Origin of the sequence: Paraburkholderia sp. ZP32-5 (genome assembly GCF_021390495.1) — a bacterium.
Classification (GTDB): Bacteria; Pseudomonadota; Gammaproteobacteria; order Burkholderiales; family Burkholderiaceae; genus Paraburkholderia.
The window spans coordinates 2,032,123-2,055,699 of sequence record NZ_JAJEJP010000001.1 but is presented as its reverse complement, the minus strand read 5'-3'; the positions used below and the strand labels follow the sequence as shown (position 1 = coordinate 2,055,699).

Here is a 23,577-nt window from a genome sequence, read left to right as displayed (position 1 = left end):
ATCGTTTCGCTCAGCCTGCTACCGCATCCGCGTCGCGTGCCTTGTCTTGCGGTTGCTGCTGCGGTTGCTGCTGTGCCTGCGGTTGCGTATCGTCGGCATCGTTAGCCGCGTCGAGACTGTCGACCGCCCAGTCCTCGGGGAACGACACGACCGTCTGGAAGCGTCGATAGTCGGCGCCGCGCCGATCGTCGGTGAAGCGCAATTCGATGCTGCCATGCTCGCGCAGCACGAAGTCGCGCACCGCATCCATGCCGACGCCGCGGCCGGAAATCTCGCTGACGGTCTGCGCGGTCGAGAAGCCCGAGCGGAAGATCAGCTCCGCAATCGCCTCGTCGCTCATCACCGCCTGCGCGTCGATCCAGCCGCGTTCGATCGCGGCCGCGCGAATCTTCGCGAGCGCGAGGCCGCGGCCGTCGTCGCTGATCGTGATCTGCAGCGCGTGATTGTCGACGCCGACTTCCAGATCGATCACACCGGCCGCCGGCTTGCCGTTCGCGATACGTTCGGCGGCGGGCTCGATGCCATGGTCGACCGAATTGCGCAGCAGGTGCGTGAACACATTGCGAAGCGTGCTGCCGGCCTGATTGCGCACGCGGTAGCCGTTGTTGTCGATGCGCACCGACGGTGCTTCCTTGCCCAGTTCGACAGCCAGCGACGGCAGCGATTCGATCACACCTGCCAGCGATTCGTAAATCGATTCGGTGCCGAGCAGGCGCAGTTCGCGCTGCAGCGATTCGCGCATCGACGCAAGTGCTTCGCGGTCGGCCGGATCCGCGCTTTCGAGCATTTCCAGCTGCTTGTCGATCAGTTCGCGATCGACCATCAGATAGCGATCGACGCTGCCGCGCTGGCCCGGACCCTTGCGGCCGAGGCTGACTTCGTTGATCGTCGCGTAGGTTTCGAGCGCCGCCTTCACGCGCTGCAGATCTTCGATCAGAAGCTGCTGGTCCCACGTCTCGCTGCTGCCCTCTCGGCGCATCGCGTCGTAACGCTGTTCGGTCTCGTGCACGATGCCGGTCAGATGCTGCAGGCTGTAGGTGCGCGCATTGCCCTTGACGGTGTGCATGTTGCGGAACAGTTCGGCCACCGCCTCGTGGCTCGGCTCGTGATGCTGGCGAATGATGCGTTCGTTCTCGCTGATGAAGCCCGTCGCGCTTTCGACGAAGTGATGGAACTTCTCCTGACTCACCGCGAGGATTTCGCCGATCATTTCGAGGCGGCGTTTCTGCTCGCCGGCTTCGGCGGCGAGCGCGCGCAGTTCCGTCACGTCGCGCACGCACAGCATCAGGCGCAGCACGACGTCGTTTTCATCGGTAATGGCCGACCAGCTCAGATCGAGCGTCTTCACGCGGCCATCGGCCATCGGCTTCATGATTTCGTTGACCAGCAGATGCTGGTTGAACTCGAAGTTCATGCTGTCTTCGCCGATACAGGCGTCGAGCGCGGCTTCGATCTGTGCGAGCGCATCGCTGCTGATATCGGCGCCGCCGAACACCAGATCGAGCAGCGGACGGCCGGCGATATCGTTCGTCTCGAAGATCGCTTCGAGGTACGCGGAATACTCCGGATGCACGACCACGCCTTCGACCACCGTCAGAATGCCCTGCTGCATGTTCTGCAGCATCGCCTGGATGTCGGCGGTCTTCTGCTTCAGTTGCAGCGAGCTTTGCTGGATCTTTTCGATCATGCCGTTGAACGCGACGATCGAATGACCGATCTCGTCCATGCGGCCGACCGGCACGCGGCGCGTGAAGTCCTGGCTCGACGCGATCTCGCTCATCTCCACCTGCATGCGGCTCAGCGGCCGGGTGATCTGGCGATACAGCAGCGCGCTGATCAGCACCAGCAGAACGATGGCCGCGCCGGTCGCGCCGGCGATCGCGGTCGTCGTGGTGTTCAGCGCGCTGTTCAGCGTGTCGATCGCTTCGTCTTTCTGGCGGTTTTTCTCGATACGCAGCGTCTCGACGATGCCTTCGAGTTCGTCGCGATACTCGGCGACGTTCGCGAACAGATAGGCCTGCGCCAGTTCGTTCTTGCCGTCGGCCTTCATCTTCGCGGTATCGTTGACCGCGCCGAAATAATTCGCGAGGCTCTCTCTCGCCTGGGTCACGAGACCGGTTTGCGCCTGGCCTTTCGCGGCTTTTGCCTGCACGTCGAGTGCGGCGCTCAGTGTCGCTTCCTTGCTCTTCAACTGATCCTGAGCTTGCGACACCATGTTCGCGTCGGGCGCGTACACGAGCGTCATCATCGCGAGTTGGACGTCCTTCACTTGCGACACGAGGTCGGCCGACGCGAGCGCGCTCGGCACGACGCCCTGGGTAACCTGTCTCACGTTGACGGCGCTGTTGCGGGTCTGAAGTACAGCGTATCCACCAATGGCGGAAAGCGCTACGAGCATCAGAATGACGAGAAGCGTAATGCGGTGACGGATGGTCATCTGGAGATTCCCCGATATCTGAAACGGCAAGGTCGCCCGCTTTTTTGCGGGCCGCCCGTATAGGTTTTTAGCGTTCGGGCGCGGGGATTATCGTCGCGGATTTATGACATCGACGTGACGAAATCACTGCAAAAAGCCTACATTTCAAGGCTTGACGAAATAAAGCCGAAAAATCATATCTAAGGGCCAATACGGGCTTAAGTATGCAAAATAAATGCCGTTATTAATGGCCGCGTCTTTCGACGGCAAGCGCCGCATAGCAGAGAACATCTTCATTTCAAGATGTCTTGAAATATAAAATTGCAGCGGTTAAAGTGCGCGCATGGACACGATCAATGCCGTACGCGCGCTCGGCGCGCTCGCTCACGAATCCCGCCTCGCGATCTTTCGCCAGCTCGTTGTGGCCGGCCCCAATGGCATGGCTGCCGGAGAAATTTCGCAACGCCTGGGCGTTTCGCCTTCGGGCCTGTCGTTTCATCTGAAAGACCTGACGCACGCTGAACTGGTGAGTCCGCGACAGAACGGGCGCTTCGTTATCTATACCGCCAACTTCGACGCGATGACGTCGCTGATCGGCTTTCTCACTGAAAACTGCTGCGCCGGCGCGCCATGCCCGGCCAGCGATCTACCGAACTGCTGCGCGAACGAAGCGTGAAGCACGCGTACGTCATGCGTATGTATATCCACGTCGCCGCTAAAGACCTCGCGCACAACCTGCGCGTGAGCGCGGCGGCATGCTGTCCACCAGTTGAAAACATTGAAGGCCGCCTGTGAACGACAAACCGTATTCGATACTGATTCTCTGCACCGGCAACAGCGCGCGCAGCATCATGGCTGAAGCGCTCTTCAACGTGCTGGGCAATGGAAAATTTCGCGCCTGTAGCGCGGGCAGTCATCCATCCGGAACGGTGAATCCGTTTGCGATCGAACAGTGCAGTGCACTGGGCTACGACACCACGCGCATGCGCAGCAAGAGCTGGGACGAATTCGCCACGCCCGACGCGCCGCAGATGGACTTCGTGATCACCGTATGCGATCAGGCCGCCGGCGAGGTGTGCCCGATCTGGCCCGGCACGCCGATCACCGCACATTGGGGATTCGAAGATCCGGCGGCCTTCCACGGCACGGATGCCGACAAGCGCAAAGTCTTCAACAGGGTTTATCGACAGATCAGGAACCGCGTCAGCCAGTTCATCGCGCTGCCGCTGCATGAACTCGATCACAACGCCGTCCAGCGCGAGATGCGCGCCATTGGAGAGCGTCCGCCAGAGGATAGTCATGAGCAACGTTGAAACTCATGCCGAAACTCGCGCCGACGTTCGCATGCGCGCGCGCCCGGCCATCGGCTTCTTCGAACGCTACCTGACGATATGGGTCGCGCTGTGCATCGTCGCCGGCATCGTGTTGGGCCAGATGCTGCCGCGCCTGTTTCAAACGCTCGGCCGCATGGAACTCGCGCACGTCAATCTGCCCGTCGGCGTGCTGATCTGGGTGATGATCGTCCCGATGCTCGTCAAGATCGATTTCTCGGCGATGAAACAGGTGGGAAGCCAATGGCGCGGCATCGGCGTGACGCTCGTGATCAACTGGTTCGTCAAACCGTTCTCGATGGCCGCGCTGGGCTGGATTTTCATCCGTCATGTGTTCGCGCCGTGGTTGCCCGCCGGACAACTCGACAGCTACGTCGCGGGACTGATCCTGCTGGCGGCCGCGCCCTGCACCGCAATGGTCTTCGTGTGGTCGCAACTGTGCGATGGCGATCCGTATTTCACGTTGTCACAGGTGGCGCTGAACGATTCGATCATGATCGTCGCGTTCGCGCCGCTGGTCGCATTGCTGCTTGGCCTGTCCGCGATAACGGTGCCGTGGGCCACGCTGATTACGTCGGTTGGTCTGTATATCGTGATTCCCGTCGTGTTCGCGCAATGGCTGCGTCGCCGGCTGCGCGCGCGTGGGGAAGCGCATTTACAGCGCGTCGTCGCGCGGCTTGCTCCGTGGTCGATCAGCGCATTGCTCGCGACGCTGGTGTTGCTGTTCGCGTTTCAGGGCGAGGCGATCGTCGCTCAGCCGCTGGTGATCGCGATGCTCGCGGTGCCGATCCTGATTCAGGTGCTGGTGAACTCGGGGCTCGCGTACCTGCTCAATCGGCGGCTTGGCGTCGCGCATTGCGTGGCGGGACCATCGAGTCTGATCGGCGCGAGCAACTTCTTCGAACTCGCGGTCGCCACCGCTATCAGCCTGTTCGGGTTTCAGTCGGGAGCAGCGCTTGCGACGGTGGTCGGCGTACTGATTGAAGTGCCGGTGATGCTGCTGGTCGTCGGTCTCGTCAACCGTTCACGGGCGTGGTACGAAGCGGGCCAGCGCGCAGGCGCACCCGGCATGCGGAGAAATTGACCATGGCCGCTAATCCGTCGAACGATCTGCCCAATGTCAGCCTCGCCCATTTCGACACGCCCGATCCGGCCAGGCTGACGCCCGCGCAAATCTCGACACATCCGCCGCGTATCCTGCTGTTGTACGGCTCGCTGCGCACAACCTCGTATAGCCGGCTGCTGACGCTCGAAGCCGAACGTATCCTGCGCCGCTTCGGCGCGGACACACGTGTATTCGATCCGCACGGGCTACCTATCACGGACAGTGTCCCGGCCGATCATCCGAAGGTCGTCGAGTTGCGCAAGCTGTCGGAGTGGTCCGAGGGACAGGTGTGGTGCAGCCCGGAGCGTCACGGCAATCTGACCGCGGTATTCAAGAACCAGATCGACTGGTTGCCGCTCGAAAGCGCGGGTATCCGGCCGACCCAGGGACGCACGCTGGCGGTCATGCAGGTGTGCGGCGGCTCGCAGTCGTTCAACGCGGTGAATTCGCTACGCGTGCTCGGGCGCTGGATGCGGATGGTGACCATTCCGAATCAGTCGTCGGTGGCGAAGGCTTATCAGGAGTTCGACGCCGATGGCCGGATGAAACCCTCGGCCTACTACGATCGCGTGGTGGACGTGATGGAAGAGCTGTTCAAGTTCACGCTGCTGGTGCGGGATCGTTCGGACTATCTGACGAATCGCTATAGCGAGCGCAAGGAAGCGGCGCCCGCGCAGGCGAGTACACTCGCCGGCACGGCGATGCGGCACGAAAACGACTCTCGTGACGAGACCAACGATAGCGACGACAGCGAAACAGAATGAACCAGGCGACCTTCACGATCCGCCGCGCCGACGGTAACGATCTCGATCGAATTACAGCGCTGCTCGCAACATGCGAATTGCCAACGGCAGACGTTACGCTCACGCTGCTTCATGCGTTTCTCGTCGCCGTCGACCGTGATGGCGCGATCAGCGGAAGTATCGGCCTGCAGGCGTTGAAAAACGACGCGCTGCTGAGATCGTTGGCGGTCGCGCCGCATGCGCGGAGAGCGGGCATCGGCAACGCGCTGCTGGCTGCAATCGAAGCTCGGGCGAGAGCAGACGCGCACGCCAACCTATGGCTGCTCACAACGGACGCCCAGCATTTTTTCGAGCGTCAAGGCTATCGCACGGTGAACCGAAACATCGTGCCGGATGACGTACGCGCAACCGAACAGTTCACGCGGTTATGCCCGGCCACCGCTGTGTGCATGATGAAGCGCCTATCGTGACGAACCGGATCGATGCGGGACGAAGAAAGAATCGCAGGCGCGCCGCGTCAATGTCGCGCATCCCCCGCAATCGCTTCCGCGTACACCGCCGCGACCCGCTTCGCGATCACCGCGTTATCGAAGTGCTCGCGCGCGTAGCGTCGGCAGGCATCCGCATCGGGCAGCTTCAGCGTGCCGTTCAGCGCGCCGGCCAGCCCCGCCGCAATCGCCTGCGCGCCGGTGGCCGGCAGCACCAGATCGGGTGACAGCCCTGCCACCGCTTCGGGCAAACCACCGACCGGCGTCACCAGCACCGGCGTGCCCGACGCAAGCGATTCGACCGTGATCAGCCCGAAGCCCTCCAGCGCGACCGTCGGCACCACGCTCAGATTAGCCGCGCGATACAGCGCCGCCAGATGCTGATCGGGCACGAAACCGAGCAGCTTCACGTTGTGCTGCAAACCCGCGTCGTCGATACGTGCCTGCAATTCTTGCTCGAGCCGCCCCTTGCCCGCGATCAGCAGCAGCACGTCAGGCGCTTTGCGCTTGACCAGCTTGACCGCGTCGATCAGATCTTCGAGGCCCATGCGGCGCACGAGGCGCCGTACCGCGAGCACGATCGGCCGGTCCTGCGGCAGTTGCAGCCGCAAGCGCGCATCGGCCTGGCTGAGCGGCAGATTGAACTGTTCGACATCGACGCAACCCGGCACCACCCGCACGCGCTCCGGCGAAATGCGATAGCGCGACGTCAGAATCTTGCCGAATGCGTCGGATAACACGATCAGCCGAGACGAGCGCGCATACACCGACTGTTCGAGATAATGCTTCGCGCGCTGGCCGAGCGAGTCGGCGCCTTCGACATGACTCTCGTCGGCCCACGGCCCCTGAAAATGCGACACCTGCGGAATGCCGCGCGTCACGTCGAGCCCCGGAAACGTATAGAGCGCGAAGTGCGACGAGATCACGTCGGGCCGCGAGCGGCGGATTTCGTCGCGCAGCGCGCGCCGCGCGGCCATCAGGCGTAGCGGCAGCGATTGCGCGGCCGGGCCGAAGCCGTTGATCGCGCCACCGGTATCGGTGGCGACCTTCGGCGAACCTGCGACCACGCCGCGCACCGCGACGCCCGCGCCCGGCAGCGCGCCGACCAGCGAGTAGTACATGCGGTCGAGGCCGCCCGCGCGTTCGGGAAACCAGTGCATCCCGATCTGCAGCGATTTGATTGAGCGTGTCGTCATGATGGTTTATCCCTGTACGTTGCTATGTGTTCGGCGTGTAGTGCCTGTATTGCCTGCATTGTGTATGGAACGGCTGGCGGAAAAGTGCGGTTGCCGTGTGATCGCCGTGTGATCGCCGCGCGCTTATTTCACCCGCTTCTGCCCCGCCAGATGATTCAGCGTCAGCGCATCGTTCTGCGCGGCCGCCGATGCGTTCGCATCGCTGCGCCGGCGGTTTTCCTGCTGCCCGGCCAGTTGCCGGTACAGCGCGATGTACTGCGCGGCCATACGGGCCCAGCCGAAGCCGGTCGCGAGCCGGCTCGCGGCGTCGCCCATCGCGCGGCGCGCGGTATCGTCGCCCGCGAGCCGCGCGACCGCACCGGCTAACGCCTGTGGATCGTCCGGATCGTCGAGCACGATGCCGCAATCGGGCGTGATGATTTCCGCACCGCCCGCGGTGCGCGCGGTCACGACCGGCAAGCCGGCGGCCATCGCTTCGAGCAGCGACAGGCTCATCGCCTCGTAACGCGACGGAAACACGAACGCGTCGACTGCATGCATCAACACCGGCATGTCCTTCACGAGGCCGAGAAAATGCACGCGATGCGCGATGCCGAGTGCTTTCGCCTGCTCCGGGTACGGGCTGCCCGGCAGATAACCCGCCACCGCGATCTGCACGTGTTCGGGCAGATGCTTCAACGCGGCGAGCACGGTGCCGAGATTCTTGCGCGGCGTGCGCAGATCGCCGACGAACAGCAGCAGGAACGCTTCGGCCGGCAGATCGAAGCGCGCGCGATCGCCGCTCGCCGCTGCGAAGCCCTGCGTATCGACACCGTTGTAGATCACGTCGACGCGATTGTCCGGTGTCAGGCCGATCGCGTGGATTTCGTCGGCGACCTTTTGCGACACCGCGGTAATCACCTTCGAGCGCCGGTAGGCCCATCGTTCGAGCACTGCATTGCAGCGCGTATAGATCGACTGGTAGGCGGACCACACGCCCTTCGTCAGACCGAACGGGTAGTACTTGCTGCCGAGCCAGCCGCTATGCACGAAGTGCGACGTGTTGACGTCGGCCCGCATCCACGTGATGAAGCCGTTCACGTGCAGCACGTCGTATTCGTGGCGATGCGCGCGCAGCCAGCGCGCGCTCTTGAACGCGAACACCTGCTGGCGCAACAGATTGGTCGGCCACCAGCGGCCGATTTTCACCGCTGCCCAACGCACGTTCGGATGCGCGAGCAACTCGGGCGCGACGTGTGATGCGACCAGCGTCACGCCGATGCCCGCTTCGAGCGCCGCGCGCGCGATCTCATGGTTGACGCGCCCCTGGCCGTCGTTATGACGCACGACGTGGGTGACAATGGCGACTCTCAAGCAGTGCCTCCGTGGAAAAATAGCGTGTGTCTACGGTTCATCTTTTCGTAGTGGACCGCGGACAGGATCGAAAAAGCGCCGGTGAAAAGCAGCAGGCCGCCGGTGCCGACCAGCGAGTTCGTGAATACGAGCATCGCGAAGGTCGCCAGACACAGGCTCAGGCACGCCGATACGAACTTGTCGTCGCGTAGCCGGAACGACGCGAGCAACGCGCGCATCAGCAGCCACACGATGCCGGACATATAGAGCAGCGTGCCCGGCCAGCCGAGCACGAACGGAATGTTCATCACGCCGCTGTCGAAGTTGCCGTACTGGCCGAGCTGGCCGCCGTCGTTCGACAGCTTCGTCGACGTGCCGGTCGCGCCCATGCCTTCGCCGGCCACATCGGTAAACGCGGTCTTCGCGAAGGTCGCGTAGAACTCGTTGCGCGCCGCGTAGCTCTGGTCGTCGTTCAGATTGACGAGCGTGGTGAGACGCGCCTGCATCCGTTCGGCAACCGGCCCGACCGCGAGCAACGGCACGCACATGCCGGCCAGTACCAGCGCGCTCGCGACGATGCGCACGCGTACCTTGTTGTTCGACTTGACCAGTTGGATCAGCAGCGCGATCACCCAGCCGCCCCACGTCGAGCGTACGAGGCTCAGCGCGAACGAGAAAAAGCCGAGCGCCGCGGCGATCCAGCGCACCCGGTGCGTGGCCGCCATCACGAACACCATCGCGCCCATCATCGCGAACGCGAACGGGCCCGACGAATTCATCGTGCTGAATACGCGCACGCCCATCGGCACCGGGTCGCCTTGAGAATTCATCTGCGAGCCGAGCATCCATAGCGCGTCCCACTGCGGCATGATGAAAAACTGGATCAGGCCGTAGCCGCCCATCACCAGCATGCCCCAGATAAACGTGTTGACGATCGTGTCGCGGTACTGCGGATACTGGCGCGTGTGCGCCATGATGTGAAAGCCGATCAGGATCGGATAGAGCCAGTTGGCGAGGTCGTAAGTGGCCGCGAGCGGTCCGCTCGACACCACGCCGATCAGGAACGCGTAGACGAGCCCGAGCAGGATCAGCAGCACCGGCAAACCGCGCCGTTGCCCAAGCAGCCGGTAGTAGCGCAGCAGCGAAAGGCCGCTCACCATCGTGACCGCGAGCGGCGCGACCTGAATCAGACTGGTCGGCGTGAACGCGCCTTTAGACCAGTCGGCGAGACGCCGCACTTCGGGGCTCAGAAACCACAGCCACCACATGAAGCCGATATAACGCGCCGGGCTTTTGAAGTAGAGCCACAGTCCCGTCAGGATTGCGAGCACTGGGAACGCGAGCGTGAGCACCGTGCCCTGATGCGCGATGATCAGCACCGCGGTGATCAGCCACAGCAGCAGCGGCGGCAGCCATTCCTGCGGGCTGCCGGACAGCAGGCCGCCTGAGGTGTTTTTCGCGGTGCTTTGCGTGGCACCGTTGCCTCGCCCGTGCGGTCCCGGTGCGCCGGCGTGCGGAATCGTCGACATCGCTTACAGCCCCCCGCGTGATTCGCGCGTGGGCGTGCGAGGCGCCTGGGCCCGCGGTTGCGCGGCGGCCGGCGCGGGGACATGCGGCTTCAGGTTGCGTTGCGCGTGCTGCTGCACCTGCGGCTGTTTCTGCGCAGCCGTGCGCGCCTGAGCCTGCGGCTGGGCTTGCAGGTTCGCCTGCCCCCGTGCCTGCCCCTGCGCCCGCGCACGCAACATCTCCTCGGTGATCTTCACGTGCTGCATCGCATAGTGCCGCGTGGTCAGATCGCGCGCGAGCAGTCCGGCCGCGGCCGCCTGCGCCTGACGCAGCGCCCGCGCCGGATCCGCGGCGAGTCGATCGACCGCGTCACGCAGCGCATCCGGACAGAACGGCGGCACGTAGGCGGCTTCGTCGGCGGGGAAATAATCCTGCAACGCACCGACGTTCGTCGCGACCATCGGCTTGCCGACCGCCGCCGCTTCGAGCATCACGGTGATACCCGACGCGTGCGAGTTCGGCCGCAGCGGCACGACGATCACGTCGGCCCAGTCATACAGCTCATGCTGCTTCTTGATGCCTGAAAACAGCGCGATTTCGACATTGGCCGCGCGCAGCGACGCGGGAATCCGCCGTCGTGTCGCGAGCTTCACCGTATAGCGCGGATCGTTGCCGAATGCCTTGATCAGCGTCTCCCAATCGCGGTCGCGATCGTTGCCGATCGCCGCGATACGCAGCGGCGTGTGCGGTGTCCACTGAACCGGCGCCTTGACCGGAAAGTCGCGCGTGTTCAGACCGTACAGCAGCGGCGTCGCATCGCGATCGAAATAACGCTGACACAGCGCGGCGTTTTCGCTCGCGAGCGTGGTCAGGCGGTCCGCGCGCGTAATCAGCTTGCGATACAGCCAGCTGCGCAAGATGCCGTACGACGGCCATTTATCGAGCAGCCACACGCTTTGCGCGAGCAGCAGCGGCGCCTCGCCCGGCCCCGCGTTGCGCCCGCACAGCAGCAGCATCAGCGCGGCGGACAACCACTCCTGCTCGGTGTGCGTCCAGATCACATCCGAGTGCAGCATCGCCGCGCGATTGCGCCACGTATGAATCAGATCGAAGCCGAGCGCGGCCTTCAGCGCACGGCGCGCGAGCCGCATCGGCCGGCTTTCGCGCGCGTCCTGCGAATAGGTCAGCGCGAACGCACCGGACTCGGCATGGTGATAACCGTACAGGCAACCGATATCGTCGCCCTGACGATAAAAGCGCGGATCGGCGCCGTAAAACAGATGAACGTGAACCTTGGTACTCATATGCGCCCTCCGCTTTACGACAACGCGCGACGCGCTTCATGGGCACCGTCGCGCACCGCGCGCCAGCGCGTCAGTTGCAGCCCCGCGTTGTTCGACAGCAATGCAAGCGCCGCATGCGTGAGCCCCGGATAAAGCCGTGTGCCGACCAGCGTCCACCACCACCACGCGGTTTCGCGACGCAGCGGCGGCAACTGGTCGCGCAGGATCAGATGGAAGTTGTACGCGGCATTGCGCAGCGCGGCCATCGTCTGCGCGTCGCGTTTGTCTTCGTCGAAGCGCTCGGCCGGGAAATGATCGACGGCAACCAGCGGGTCGTACACGAGCTTCCAGCCCGCATTCCTGACCGCGAGGCTGAACGCCATGTCGTTGTGCACCTGCGCGCCCGCGCCGCGCAAACGCGCATCGAAGCGGATCGCGCGCACCGCATCGCGCCGATAGCTCATGTTGGCGCCCTTCAGGATGTCGACTTCGCGCGCGGCACCCACGCCGAGATGATGGTTGCCGATGATCTTGCCGTGCGCGGTCACCTTGCCGACCAGCGGCCGTGCGCCATCGAGCACGCGGCCCTTTTCGTGGACCCAGTCGCGCCCGCCGAGCGCACCGAGGCGCGCATCAGCCTCAAACGCGGCGGCGATCCGCTCGACCCAGTCGACGCGCGGCGCGGCGTCGTCGTCGGTGATCGCGATCACGTCGCCGCTCGCCGCATCGAGCCCGCGATTGAGCGCCGCGACCTGGCCGGGCACATCGACCGGCGCGATTACGAGCGGCAGGTTGCCAGCCATCCCCGGCTCGCGCAGGCACGCATGCGTCGCGTCGTCGTCGACGCGCGCGACCACCACCACCTGATCGGGCGCGCGCGTCTGCCGCGCGAGCGCGGCGAGGCAGCGCGCGAGATCGGCCGGGCGGCGATAGGTCGGAACCAGTACGGTGACTTTCATCGTGATGTCCTCTGTTCGTCTCGTGCGTGGACCGGCTGGCATGGCCATGTCGCTCACGTGCTCAGATACTCGTGAACCGCCGCGTAACCGCGGCCGTAGCTGCCGCGCGAGCGCGCCGGCATGCCGTTGAAGATGCCGCCCTGCACATGGACGCCGGCCGCGCGCAGACGCTTCAGCGCATCGGTGATCTCGATCTCGTTGTGCATGCCCGAGCGCATCACGAAGAACGTCGAGCCCGCGTACGCGCCGATGATCGACGCATCGGTCACCGCCAGCACCGGCGGCGTGTCGATCAGCACCACGTCGTAGCGTTTCGCGAGACCGTCGAGGTATTGCGGCAGGCGCGGCGACATCAGCAGCTCGGACGGATTCGGCGGACGGTGCCCGCACGAGATAAAGCTCAGGCCTTCGATACTCGATCCGCGAATCGCCTCCTCCAGCGAAATCTGACCGCTCAGCAATTCGGACAGACCGTTCTCCTGCTCGCCGCCGAGATAGCGTTCGAGCGTGCCGCGCCGCATATCGCCGTCGATCAGCAGCACGCGCTTGCCCGAATGCGCGAGCAGCATCGCCAGATTCACGCTGAGGAAGCTCTTGCCGACGCCGGGCATCGGGCCGGTCAGCATCACGATGCCATTGCGCGCGTCCATCACCGTGAACTGCATCGCGGTGCGCAGGCTGCGCAGACTTTCGATCGTCACGTCCTTCGGCCGCGCGTTCGCGAGCACCGGACGCAGCCGTTCGCCGCCGCGCACGAAGCTGCTTTCGAGCTGGGCCTGCTCGGTGCTCAGCGGCACGATGCCGAACACCGGCAGATGGAACGCGCGCTCGACGTGATCCGGATCGTCGATGCCCTTGAACAGATTGCGGCGCAGAAACACGAAGCCGGTGCCGGCAATCAGGCCGAGAATCACCGCCGCCGAGATGATCAGCATCTTCTTCGGCTTGACCGGCACGCCGGGGCGCAGCGCGGCATCGACGATATGCACGTTGCCGCCGGTGCCGGCCTTCTGCACCGACAGTTCCTGCACGCGATTGAGCAGCAGCACGTAGATGTCTTCAGCGACCTTCGCGTCGCGCTGCAACTGCACGGCCTTCACTTCGGTCGCCGGCAAATCGCGGAAACGGTCCGCGTATTTCGCGCGTTGCGCCTGCAATTCGGCCATCTGCTGACGCGCGGCAACCAGCAGCGGATGGTCGTCGCCATAACGCTCGGTGAGCTGCGCCATCTGCAGACGCAAGCCGGCGATCTGCTGCTCGTACTGCACGCTGCCTTCGAGGTAGACCTTCGCCTCGTCGCTTGCGTTGATCGAGCCGGATTGACGCTGATACGCAGTCAACGCGGCTTCCGCGCGTTCGAGATCGGACTTCAGACGCGGCTCCTCGCTCGTCAGGAAGTCGAGCATCCTGCTCGCGTCGGCCTGCTTGCTCGCGACATGCTCGCGCAGATACGACTGCGCGAGCGCGTTGGCGACGAGCGCCGCATGTTCGGGGCTCTTGTCTTCGAGCGAGATCTGGATCACGCCGGTCTGCTTACCCTGCTCCTGCACGGTGATCGCCGACTGGAACGAGCTGATCGCATCGAGATCGTTCGCGCGCACGACGATGAACTCCTGGCCGGGGCGCGCGACCAGCGTATTGACGCGCATCGTCACGCCGCCGCCCTGGGCAGGCTCGCCGACCTGGCCGCGCAGCAGCAGCGAGCCGTTCGGCGCGAACAGTTCGTAATGCTGGTCGTCGATCACGCGCAGCGTGAGCTTCTGGCCTTCGAGCGCGGGCGTCACGTCGATTGAATCGACGTCGACGCTCTCGCCGCCCCACGCATAGGAAGTCAGGCCGAGCCACGGACGCGCCGGATGCCCCGGCGTCGCGACACGCGCGGCGATATTGCCGAGCAGCGGAATCGTCTTCGGCGTGACGCTGAAATTGAGCTTCAGCTGTTGCACGACCGGGCCAACCACGCCACGGCTCTTGATGATTTCGATCTCGGCGTCGGTCGGCAGCGAAGTCGAGCCGCTGGTGATCGTCGCGCCGGTCTGCGTTTGCGTGAGCGCCTGCGACGTGTTGTCGGACTGCTCGACGCGCACGTGCGCGTCGGCCGAATAGATCGGCTTCGCCAGATAGCAGTACGCGACCGCCAGCGTGACGATGATCGCGGTGATTGCAAGCAGCCACCAGATGTCGTCGAGGATCACCTGCACCAGCTGGCCGAGGACGATGTCCTCTTCTTCGGTCTTCAGCGGACCTGTGATGTGTGGAGAAATTTGTGTGCTCACCATTCGCTTCCCGTGTCATGTGCTCCGGCACGCGCGTCGGCGGATGCGTCGGCGCGTGTTTCGGCAGGTACTTCTATGTTCAGCGCGTCAACTGCTTCAGATAGAACAGCGTCTGAATGGTTGGCAGCACCTGCTGCAACACACGGTTGAACGTGGTCGACGCGGCGGTGCCGATATACACGACGTCCATCGGCTGCAACTGGAACTGCGAGGACAGCAAGATCGAATCGGGCTGCGTCATGTCGAGACGAAACACTTCCGGCGTGGTCGGATGCTCGCGCATGCCGCGCATCACGAAGATCTGGCGCGGGTTCGCGTCGGTGTCGAGGATGCCGCCCGCCTGAGTCAGCGCATCGGCGATCGTCAGTTCGCCCTTGATCATCGGCATCTGCAGCGGCGTCTTCACTTCGCCCATCACGAACACGCGGCTATCGCTGCGGTCCGGCACGTTGATCACGTCGCCGTTTTGCAGCATCACGTCCTGGGTGGTGTCGCCGCGATCGAGCATCCGGTTTGCGTCGAGCACATACAGACGCTTGTTACGCGTCAGTCGCACACGCTGGATATCGGCGCTGTCGGTCGTGCCGCCCGAGCGCGTCAGCGCATCGACCAATGTGAGCGGCACGTCGCTAACCGCGAGCGGACCCGGCTGCTTCACGTCGCCGGTTACCTGCACCTTCTGGCCGCGATACGACAGCACGCGCACGTCGACCTGCGGATTGCGGATATAGCGCACCAGACCGCGCGCGAGCTGATCGCGCAGTTCGGTCGTGGTCTTGCCCGCGGCCTGGATGCGGCCGACGAACGGGAAAAAGATCGTGCCGTCCGCGGCGATGGTCTGACCGTACGGATCGGCCTGACCCGGCAGCGCGGCCGTGTACGGCTGCTGCAACGCGCCCGCGACCGTCTGCGTGGTATTGCCGCCGGACGACAACGTGCTGCCTTGCGGCGTCGTCAGTTCCGGGTGATCCCACACGGTGATGCCGAGAATGTCCTGCGGCGCGAGGTGGTACACGTACAGCGACGGGTCGGCGAGCGTCGACGGCGGCAGCGCCTGCGCCTGCACTTTTGCGGCGGTGGCCTGCGCCTGGGTCATGATCAGATTCGCGTCGATCAGATGGACCGGATAGGTTTCGGTGGGCGCCTGATCGTGGTCGTTCAGACGCGACGTGTCGAGAAAATTGCCCGGTGCGGTAGCGCAGGCCGACAGAAAAGACGTCAGCAAAAGCGAGGCGGCAAGCCTCGCACGGATGTTCGTGAATGAGTTTGCAGTGGGTTGTTTCATCAGCATATTTTCTTCAGCCATCCGATGACCAGATGTTCGATCAGACCGAGACTTTCCCGGTACGCGTATTCCGCGCCACCGTGCGGATCGGCGACATCCGAATCGGCTTCCCATTTGCCGAGCGGATAGACCTTGCCGCGCGCGGCCGGATCGAGCGCTTCGACTGCACCGACCTGCGCGCGCTCGGTCACCAGAACGAGATCGGCCGCGCGCACCAGCGATCGGTTGAGGCGCCGCGAGTGGTGGATACCGGCGGCGACACCGCGCTCTTCGAGCAGACGCCGCATGACCGGGTCCATCTGATGGCCGTTCACCGCGCGGATGCCCGCCGAATGAAACGCAATCGGCGCCGCGCTGTTACGTGGCGCGCGCGTATTGCGCGCCTTGAACAGCATCTCGGCGGCGGGCGAACGGCACACATTGGCATGGCAAACGATCAGAACGTTGTCGAACATGGCGGGCTCCTGCGAGGGGCATGTTTCAGCGTGGATGCGGTGGTCGCTGTGGCCGCCGCGGTCATTGCGACCGTGGCGGCACTGGCCGGCGCTCACGCGCGCTCGTTGTCGTTTAGCGGCCCGACGGCTCGGCGGCCACTGTGATTGCATTGGCGGCCTCGCCTGCTTCGGCCGCGCCGAGGCTGCTCAGGCCGACCTTCACCGGCGCGTGGCGCAATGCATGACGCCGGCCGATCGCGTGATATTCGAGCCCGAGTTCGAGCAGCACGTCCGGCTCGTACAGATTGCGGCCGTCGAAAATCAGCGGCGTCTTCAGGATCCGCTTCAGCGAATCGAAGTCCGGGCTCTTGAAGACCTTCCATTCGGTGAGGATCACCAGCGCATCCGCACCGCTCGCGGCTTGCATCTCTTCATCGACGAATTCGAGCCGCGCATGCTGCTGCGGGACGTCGCGCAGATCGAGCGCGAACACGCGCTTCGCTTCGTCGATCGCGACCGGGTCGTACGCCTTCACGCGTGCGCCGCGGCGCAGCAGCTCGGCGATCAGCTCGCGGCTCGGCGCCGCGCGCATATCGTCGGTATTCGGCTTGAACGCGAGGCCCCACACGCCGAACGTGCGATCCGACAGATCCTCGCCGAGACGCGCGACGATCTTGCGCGCGAGGATCTGCTTCTGCGCGTCGTTGACCGCCTCCACCGCTTCGAGAATCCGCAGATTCGCGCGATGATCGGCCGCGGTGCGGATCAGCGCCTGCACGTCCTTCGGAAAACACGAGCCGCCATAGCCGCAGCCCGCGTACAGAAAGTCGTAGCCGATGCGCGGATCGGAGCCGATGCCGCGTCGCACTGCTTCGATATCGGCGCCGACGCGATCGGCGAGATTCGCGAGTTCGTTCATGTAGGAGATGCGTGTCGCGAGCATCGCGTTGGCCGCGTACTTGGTGAATTCGGCCGAGCGCACGTCCATGTACAGCGTGCGCTCGCGATTGCGGTTGAACGGCGCATACAGGCGTTTCATCAGCTCGCGGGCCTTTTCGCCGGGCACGTCCTCGTCGCAACCGAGCACGATGCGATCGGGCCGCGTGAAGTCGTCGACGGCCGCGCCTTCTTTCAGAAATTCCGGGTTCGATACCACTGAGAACATATGCGCGACACCGCGCGCCGCGAGTTCAGCCGCGACCACTTCGCGCACGCGCGATGCGGTGCCGACCGGCACCGTCGATTTATCGACGATCACCTTGAAGCCGTTCATATAACGGCCGATGTTGCGCGCGGCGGCCAGCACGTATTGCAGATCGGCGGAGCCGTCCTCGTCTGCTGGTGTGCCGACCGCGACAAACTGGATATCGCCATGCGCGACCGCCGCTTCGATATCGGTGGAAAAGGTCAGACGCCCGGCGCGGCGATTGCGCGCGATGATCTCCTGCAGACCCGGCTCATGGATCGGCACGCCGCCGCCGTTGAGCACGTCGATCTTGCGCTGGTCGACGTCGAGACAGAACACGTCGTGGCCGATGTCGGCCAGACAGGCGCCCGTCACGAGGCCCACGTAGCCGCTACCGATGATCGTCAGGTTCATGTATTGCACCTCGGAAAAAGAAGTTGATTCAGGCGCGCCGATGCGCTGGATTCGTAAGGTATTCAGTAGGCGTTTCGCGGGCACGCAGCGGAGTTAACTCAGTACGCGTTGCTGCCCGCGAAACCCTTCCACAGCGTCAGCACGACGATCTTGATGTCGAGCCAGAAGGTCCAGTGCTGCATGTAGTACAGATCGAGCTTCACCCGGCCCATCATCTTTTCGATGCGGTCGGTTTCGCCGCGATAGCCATTGATTTGCGCCCAGCCGGTGATGCCCGGCTTGATCCGGTAGCGGTGCATATAGCCCTTCACCAGCTCCTTGTAGATGTCGTCGTGTTCGAGCGCATGCGGGCGCGGCCCGACTACCGACATCTCGCCGCGCAGCACGTTGATGAATTGCGGCAGCTCGTCGAGGCTCGTGCGGCGCAGGAACGCGCCCACCGCGGTGATGCGCGGATCGCGCCGGGTCGCCTGGGTGATCTTGCCGACCTCTTCCTTGTGCACCCTCATCGAGCGGAACTTGAAGATCTCGAACTCGCGGCCGTCGATGCCCTTTCTCTTCTGGCGGAAAAACACCGGCCCCGGCGAACTGAGTTTGACCATTACCGCGATCACCAGCATCAGCGGCGCGAGCGCGGCGAGCGCACCGAACGCGAACAGACGATCGAATACACGCTTGGGCAGCACGCGCAGATCGGTGATCGGCGACGCGGCGAGATTGATCGCGGGCACGCCGAGCAGTTCGACCATCGGCTGATTGAACAGCGTCAGGCTGCCGACGTCCGGGATGAAGCGGATATTCACGAAGTCGTTGCGCAGATCGCTGACGAAGCGATGGATCGCCTTCTCTTTCGAAATCGGCAGCGCGAGCCACAGCTCGCGAATCGCGCGCTGCCGCACCAGTTCAATGAGACGCCGGTAGTCGCGCTCGACCGGCACGCCTTCGATCGCATCGGCACTGTCGGGGTCTTCGTACGGATTGATCGTGCCGCTCTCATCGAACACGACGACCGGCGTGAAACCCGCCTCCGGGCGGCCGCGCATCTGCCCGATCAGGAAGCGCCCATACGGCGCGCCGCCGACGATCGCAACCGCGCGCTGATTGAAGCCCTCGCGCCGCAGCCCGCGCAGGATCGAATAGACGATGACCTTCGTGACGACCAGCAGCACGATCGTCGCTCCGGCCCAGTACACGAGCCACAAACGCGACAGGCTGTCCGAGCGGTGCACGCTGAAGCTGATCAGCACGCCGGTCACTTCGACCATCAGCCAGCCGCCCATCACGCGCGACAGCAGATCGTAGAGCGGCTTGCCGCGCCACGACTGATAGATGCCGAGCGCCGGGAAAAACACCACCACCAGCAGGCAGCCGAACGCGAGCGACACGCTTTGCATGTCGTCGAGCCACACCACGCGCCCGCTATACACGGCCGCCGCGAGCACGGCGCCGAGCGCGACCATCGCGATGTCGATGAGCCTCGCCAGAACGCTCAGCATGCGCCGCCCCCTGGTTCGCCGCTTAGTTCGCCGCCTAGTTCGTCAGTCATGTGCGATCCGTCGGTTGATTGAAACTGGTTGTGCACGGGTGCTCGCGCATTTCATTGCCGCTGCGCCGATCAACTGAATGCCACCCGAATGGCTGGATTGGAAAATCCGAATCGAAATGAGTGAATACCCCGGTACAGGTATCTATAAAGCGGTATTAAAATTCGCACGACAAGACTGCAAAAAATCTCAAATTGTATCGGTCAAAATTCCGGCATTTTTGTGCCTTTTATTTCGGCAATTATTGCCGGAATGTAGGCAAAAAATAAGCTTCACGGGGTATGTGGCCCCTCTTTTTCACAGCCGATCTCATGCTCGTGGCGTGCCCTTCTGCAGGGCTGCACGCCGCCTGTCAGGACCATTCTGACCCAGAATCTGGAGCAAAAAAATCGCCGTTAATTTTTTTCCTGTAATTTTTATTTTTGATTAAATCTGACGGACATTTTTCCGCCAATCGAATAAATTTTATTGGCGTCATTATCGACAGAAGTATTTAACGCGCTTTTATTGCTTTGTAGCTTCGTGATAAAACTCGACGCATTCATCCAGCCTCGAGGAGTTCATCATGACAGCTGCGGCCCCGGTCACGCCTGCCGGCATCCGGCCCACACCCGCTTCATCCTCCATGACTTCAACACCCACGCGCGTGAAGCTGAAGGTTCATCCCGTGATTCTCGCGGGCGGTTCCGGTACGCGGCTGTGGCCGATGTCGCGCGAGCAGCATCCGAAGCAGCTGATCGGTCTGCTCGGCGAAGAATCGCTGCTGCAATCGACGACCCGCCGTCTCGATGGACTCGAAGCCGCTTATCCGCTCTCTGAACAGTTCGTGGTGGTGGCCAACGAAGAACAGCGCTTTACGACCGCCGAACAGTTGCGCACGAGCGCCAAGGCGAGCCGGCTGATTCTCGAACCGGCGCGGCGCGACACCGCACCCGCGTTGACGGTCGCGGCGTTATCCGTCGCCGCGCAGGACGAAGACGGCATCATGGTCGTGATGCCCGCCGATCACGCGGTCACCGACACCGCAGGCTTTCACACGGCGGTGGCCGCCGGCGTACGGCACGCGGCGGCCGGCCATATCGTCACGATGGGTATCGTGCCGACGCGCGCCGAAACCGGCTATGGCTACATCCGCATCGGCGCTCCGCTCGAGCAGTTGCCGACGGATATCGTTAGTGATGTCGCTAGTGATGCCGATGCCACGGATAACGAAGCGTGTGCGCCGCTCGTCGCGCACCGGCTCGATCGCTTCGTCGAAAAGCCGCATCTGGAACTCGCGCAGCACTATGTCGAATCACGCGAATATTGGTGGAATAGCGGCATTTTCATCATGCGCGCGTCGACGTGGCTCAACGCGATCCGTCAGTTGCAGCCCGCGATTTACGCAGCGTGCGTGGAGGCCTATGCAGGCGGCACCGCGGACGGCGACTTCTTCCGCCTGCAACGCGATGCGTTCAGCGCCTCGCCGTCGAATTCGATCGACTATGCGGTGATGGAGCAACTCGGCCACGACCCGCGCGTGGCCGCGGGCGTGGTCGTACCGCTGAAAGCGGGCTGGTCCGATGTCGGCTCATGGGACGCGATCTGGGACATCTGCGACAAGGACGCCGACGCCAATGTCGCGCGCGGGCGCGTGATGTTCGAAGGCGCGGCCTCGACGTTCGCGCACTCCGAAGGACGGTTGATCGCCTGCGTCGGCACGCGCGATCTCGTCGTCGTCGAAACCGCGGATGCGATTCTCGTCGCCGATAAATCGTGCGTGCAGGATGTGAAGAAGATCGTCAACCGGCTTCGCGAGGATGGCGAACTCGAAGCGGATAGTCATCGCAAGGTGCATCGTCCGTGGGGCAACTACGATTCGGTCGATACCGGCGAGCGCTTTCAGGTCAAGCGCATCGTCGTGAAGCCGGGCGCGCGGCTATCGTTGCAGATGCATCATCATCGCGCCGAGCACTGGATCGTCGTGCGCGGCACCGCGCTCGTCACGCGCGGCGAGGAGCGCTTCATCGTGTCGGAAAACGAATCGGCTTATATTCCGCTCGGCGTCACCCATCGCCTGGAGAACCCGGGCAAGATGCCGCTCGAAATGATCGAGGTGCAGTCGGGTTCATATCTTGGCGAAGACGATATCGTGCGTTTCGACGATACGTATGGGCGGAATTGAACGGCAGTGAAAAGGTCTGGTGCTTCACCGGTGAGGTTCCCCGGTGAAGCACGAGCGATCAAGCACAAACGATCAAGCAATCATCAGGTGGGAACCCGTGGCGCGCGTCGAGCGCCACGAGATTGACGCAGCGCACTCATCCCGCGTGCGAACTGAGTTCCTGATATGACGGCGAAAAACGCTCGGTACTCGTCGTATCGGCGTTGTCGCTGGTGACGCCGGCTACGGCAGCGGGCTCGACCGGATAGCGGCGCAGCGGTCCGCGAAATGAATTGAGCGGTGCGCTCAGTGGGCTATTCAGTTGGCTATTGAGTTGCCCGGCGGTCGGTGCATCGAGCGGACCGTGCGACGGCACACCGTAATTGGACGATGCATGCCCCGCACTATTCGCCGATACGGGTTCCCGTGCATGACGCAACGCGGGCAGCGCACGGGCCAACGGCCTTTGCGCATACGCGGGCGAGGTCTGTACAGGGGCGACCGCAACTGTCGCGGCTGGCGATGCCGAAGGCACGACTTGCGCCGGCCCCGCGGCCTGCGCCACGCATTCGCGATCGATCCATTGACGCGCCCAGTCGAGCGCGTATTGCTGCGCGTCGCGTGCATCCTCGAAGCGCGGGCCGACGAGGCCCGAACGCTCGACGCGCTTGCCGTCCTTCATCACTTCCGCCGAGCCGCGATACATCGCGCCGGGCACCTGCTCGACCACGACACAGATCAGATAGCCGCGCGGATCGGCAAGCTGGGTGCCGCGCGGCGCGAGGCCCATCGATAGCGGCGTGCGTTGCTCGTCGGGTGCGGGCGCGCACTCGGCGGACGCGAAGGATGCGGCGCCCGGCGTGCTGCGCCTATCGATCGCATTCGTCGCATTCGCCGCATTCGTCATGTGCATCGCGCTCGCCGTGGCCGCGGTCGCCGCGCTCGTGACGCGGGCGATGCCGGCGTCGAACGGCGCATAGCGCTGCGCGATCGGATCGACTTCCATCGCGGGCCCCGCGATCGTCGCGGCCGGTACCGATGGCGCGCGCGCCGGCGCCGCCTGCGGCAGTCCGGACAGTTGCCGCGTGATGTCGGCGATCGGATCGGCCGAGCGCCACTGGCTCAGCGTGCTCGACACGCCGGGCGCCTGCCACGACTCGGGACTCTTCCACGACACGCCGCGCAAGCCTTCGTCGCGCACGCTCGGGGTTGGCGCAGCCGGCGCCGCGGGTTTGGCCGTAACGGGCGGCGCCGGCTGGGGAATATAGGCGAAGGTACGCCCGCTGTGCGACAGCAGACGCACCATCTCGAGAAGCGTGCCGTTCAGCTGCCACTCCTCAAAACGTCGACGGCAGGTGGGTCCCGACGGATAGCGTCCCGGCAGCTTCGACCACGGCTCGCCGGTGGTCAAAATCCATAGCACGGCATTGGTCACGATACGTGGTTCGGCGCGTGGCCGGCCACGCCGGTTCAGACGGACGGCCGGCTCGTCGGCGACGAGCGGCGCGATCAGCGCCCACTCGTCGTTATTCAATTCATCGAAAAACATTGGATTTTTCTCCACGCGGCCTGGCCTGGCCGCGGCGTTGGGCTCGCCACGGATTCACAGCGTTCTCGATCCGTGTACGACCCTCGGTTGCACAAATTTGTTTTGTACGTGCGGCTTGCTGGGCGATACCGCCCGGTCCTGGTGCGGCTCTTCCCTATTGCGAGGCACAAAACGCGGTCTCACTCGTGCATGGGAGAATTTGTGCACGAAGCATACCATTCAAGACCAAATGTGAATACGTTTGAGACAAGTGTTACGGATAGAAACAATCTTGTCCTTTTCGCTGCGTCGATTCGCCGATTGCCGTAATAGAAGTGCCATCTTTCCGTGGATCGAATGACCTGACGCAGAGCACAATTTCCCGTGATTTATACGAATTGCATTTAC

The 23,577-nt window shown here is 63.7% G+C and carries 18 protein-coding genes; 6 read left to right on the top strand and 12 right to left on the bottom strand.

Annotated elements, in window-relative coordinates; all coding sequences use genetic code 11:
* Positions 1–10 precede the first annotated feature (10 nt).
* Entirely contained in the window at positions 11–2,437 is a 2,427-nt protein-coding gene (locus tag L0U82_RS08695) for an ATP-binding protein (protein ID WP_233830049.1), read from the bottom strand.
* Positions 2,438–2,759: 322 nt separating this feature from the next.
* Here L0U82_RS08695 and L0U82_RS08690 point away from each other — a divergent pair, with 322 nt between their 5' ends.
* The 5 genes from L0U82_RS08690 to arsN2 all read left to right on the top strand — a co-directional run bounded on the left by L0U82_RS08690 (position 2,760) and on the right by arsN2 (position 6,065).
* The gene (locus L0U82_RS08690; protein ID WP_233830042.1) at positions 2,760–3,092 is read left to right on the top strand and encodes an ArsR/SmtB family transcription factor; all 333 of its coding nucleotides are present in this window, start codon (positions 2,760–2,762) and stop codon (positions 3,090–3,092) included.
* 115 nt (positions 3,093–3,207) lie between these two features.
* Entirely contained in the window at positions 3,208–3,729 is a 522-nt protein-coding gene (locus L0U82_RS08685; RefSeq protein ID WP_233830032.1) for an arsenate reductase ArsC, read from the top strand.
* On the top strand, positions 3,716–4,831 hold the full coding sequence (gene arsB, locus L0U82_RS08680; RefSeq protein WP_233830030.1) for an ACR3 family arsenite efflux transporter: 1,116 nt from the start codon (positions 3,716–3,718) through the stop codon (positions 4,829–4,831). The genes L0U82_RS08685 and arsB overlap by 14 nt, the downstream gene beginning before the upstream one ends.
* Positions 4,832–4,833: 2 nt before the next feature.
* Entirely contained in the window at positions 4,834–5,616 is a 783-nt protein-coding gene (arsH, locus tag L0U82_RS08675) for an arsenical resistance protein ArsH (protein ID WP_233830028.1), read from the top strand.
* Positions 5,613–6,065, top strand: coding sequence for an arsenic resistance N-acetyltransferase ArsN2 (arsN2, locus tag L0U82_RS08670; protein ID WP_233830025.1), 453 nt, complete (start codon positions 5,613–5,615; stop codon positions 6,063–6,065). Before arsH ends, arsN2 begins: the two co-directional genes overlap by 4 nt.
* A 47-nt stretch (positions 6,066–6,112) precedes the next feature.
* On the opposite strand, the gene L0U82_RS08665 is transcribed toward arsN2, so the two are convergent.
* The 10 genes from L0U82_RS08665 to L0U82_RS08620 form a co-directional block, all read right to left on the bottom strand.
* Positions 6,113–7,279, bottom strand: a complete 1,167-nt coding sequence (locus tag L0U82_RS08665; RefSeq protein ID WP_233830019.1) for a glycosyltransferase family 4 protein — start codon at positions 7,277–7,279, stop codon at positions 6,113–6,115.
* Between the two features lie 123 nt (positions 7,280–7,402).
* Positions 7,403–8,632 (bottom strand): glycosyltransferase family 4 protein, encoded by a 1,230-nt coding sequence (locus tag L0U82_RS08660; RefSeq protein ID WP_233830018.1) that lies wholly within the window; start codon positions 8,630–8,632, stop codon positions 7,403–7,405.
* Positions 8,629–10,140, bottom strand: a complete 1,512-nt coding sequence (locus L0U82_RS08655; RefSeq protein WP_233830016.1) for a glucose-6-phosphate isomerase — start codon at positions 10,138–10,140, stop codon at positions 8,629–8,631. Before L0U82_RS08655 ends, L0U82_RS08660 begins: the two co-directional genes overlap by 4 nt.
* Positions 10,141–10,143: 3 nt before the next feature.
* On the bottom strand, positions 10,144–11,421 hold the full coding sequence (locus L0U82_RS08650; RefSeq protein WP_233830014.1) for a glycosyltransferase family 4 protein: 1,278 nt from the start codon (positions 11,419–11,421) through the stop codon (positions 10,144–10,146).
* 14 nt (positions 11,422–11,435) lie between these two features.
* Entirely contained in the window at positions 11,436–12,359 is a 924-nt protein-coding gene (locus tag L0U82_RS08645; RefSeq protein WP_233830012.1) for a glycosyltransferase family 2 protein, read from the bottom strand.
* 53 nt (positions 12,360–12,412) lie between these two features.
* Positions 12,413–14,638: a polysaccharide biosynthesis tyrosine autokinase gene (locus L0U82_RS08640; protein WP_233830009.1), complete on the bottom strand. Its 2,226-nt coding sequence runs from the start codon at positions 14,636–14,638 to the stop codon at positions 12,413–12,415.
* A gap of 76 nt (positions 14,639–14,714) precedes the next feature.
* Positions 14,715–15,920 carry a polysaccharide biosynthesis/export family protein gene (locus tag L0U82_RS08635; RefSeq protein WP_233830006.1) on the bottom strand — a complete coding sequence of 402 codons (1,206 nt, stop codon included), beginning with the start codon at positions 15,918–15,920 and terminating at the stop codon, positions 14,715–14,717.
* Entirely contained in the window at positions 15,920–16,375 is a 456-nt protein-coding gene (locus tag L0U82_RS08630; protein ID WP_233830004.1) for an arsenate reductase/protein-tyrosine-phosphatase family protein, read from the bottom strand. The genes L0U82_RS08635 and L0U82_RS08630 overlap by 1 nt, the downstream gene beginning before the upstream one ends.
* Before the next feature lie 112 nt (positions 16,376–16,487).
* Positions 16,488–17,954, bottom strand: a complete 1,467-nt coding sequence (locus L0U82_RS08625) for a UDP-glucose dehydrogenase family protein (protein WP_233830002.1) — start codon at positions 17,952–17,954, stop codon at positions 16,488–16,490.
* 98 nt (positions 17,955–18,052) lie between these two features.
* Positions 18,053–19,450, bottom strand: coding sequence for an undecaprenyl-phosphate glucose phosphotransferase (locus tag L0U82_RS08620; protein WP_233830001.1), 1,398 nt, complete (start codon positions 19,448–19,450; stop codon positions 18,053–18,055).
* Positions 19,451–20,063: 613 nt separating this feature from the next.
* Here L0U82_RS08620 and L0U82_RS08615 point away from each other — a divergent pair.
* On the top strand, positions 20,064–21,662 hold the full coding sequence (locus L0U82_RS08615) for a mannose-1-phosphate guanylyltransferase/mannose-6-phosphate isomerase (RefSeq protein ID WP_442793604.1): 1,599 nt from the start codon (positions 20,064–20,066) through the stop codon (positions 21,660–21,662).
* Between the two features lie 136 nt (positions 21,663–21,798).
* Here the strand turns inward: L0U82_RS08615 and L0U82_RS08610 are convergent, their stop codons facing one another.
* Positions 21,799–23,190 (bottom strand): transposase, encoded by a 1,392-nt coding sequence (locus tag L0U82_RS08610; protein ID WP_233829997.1) that lies wholly within the window; start codon positions 23,188–23,190, stop codon positions 21,799–21,801.
* Between the last annotated feature and the right edge of the window lie 387 nt (positions 23,191–23,577).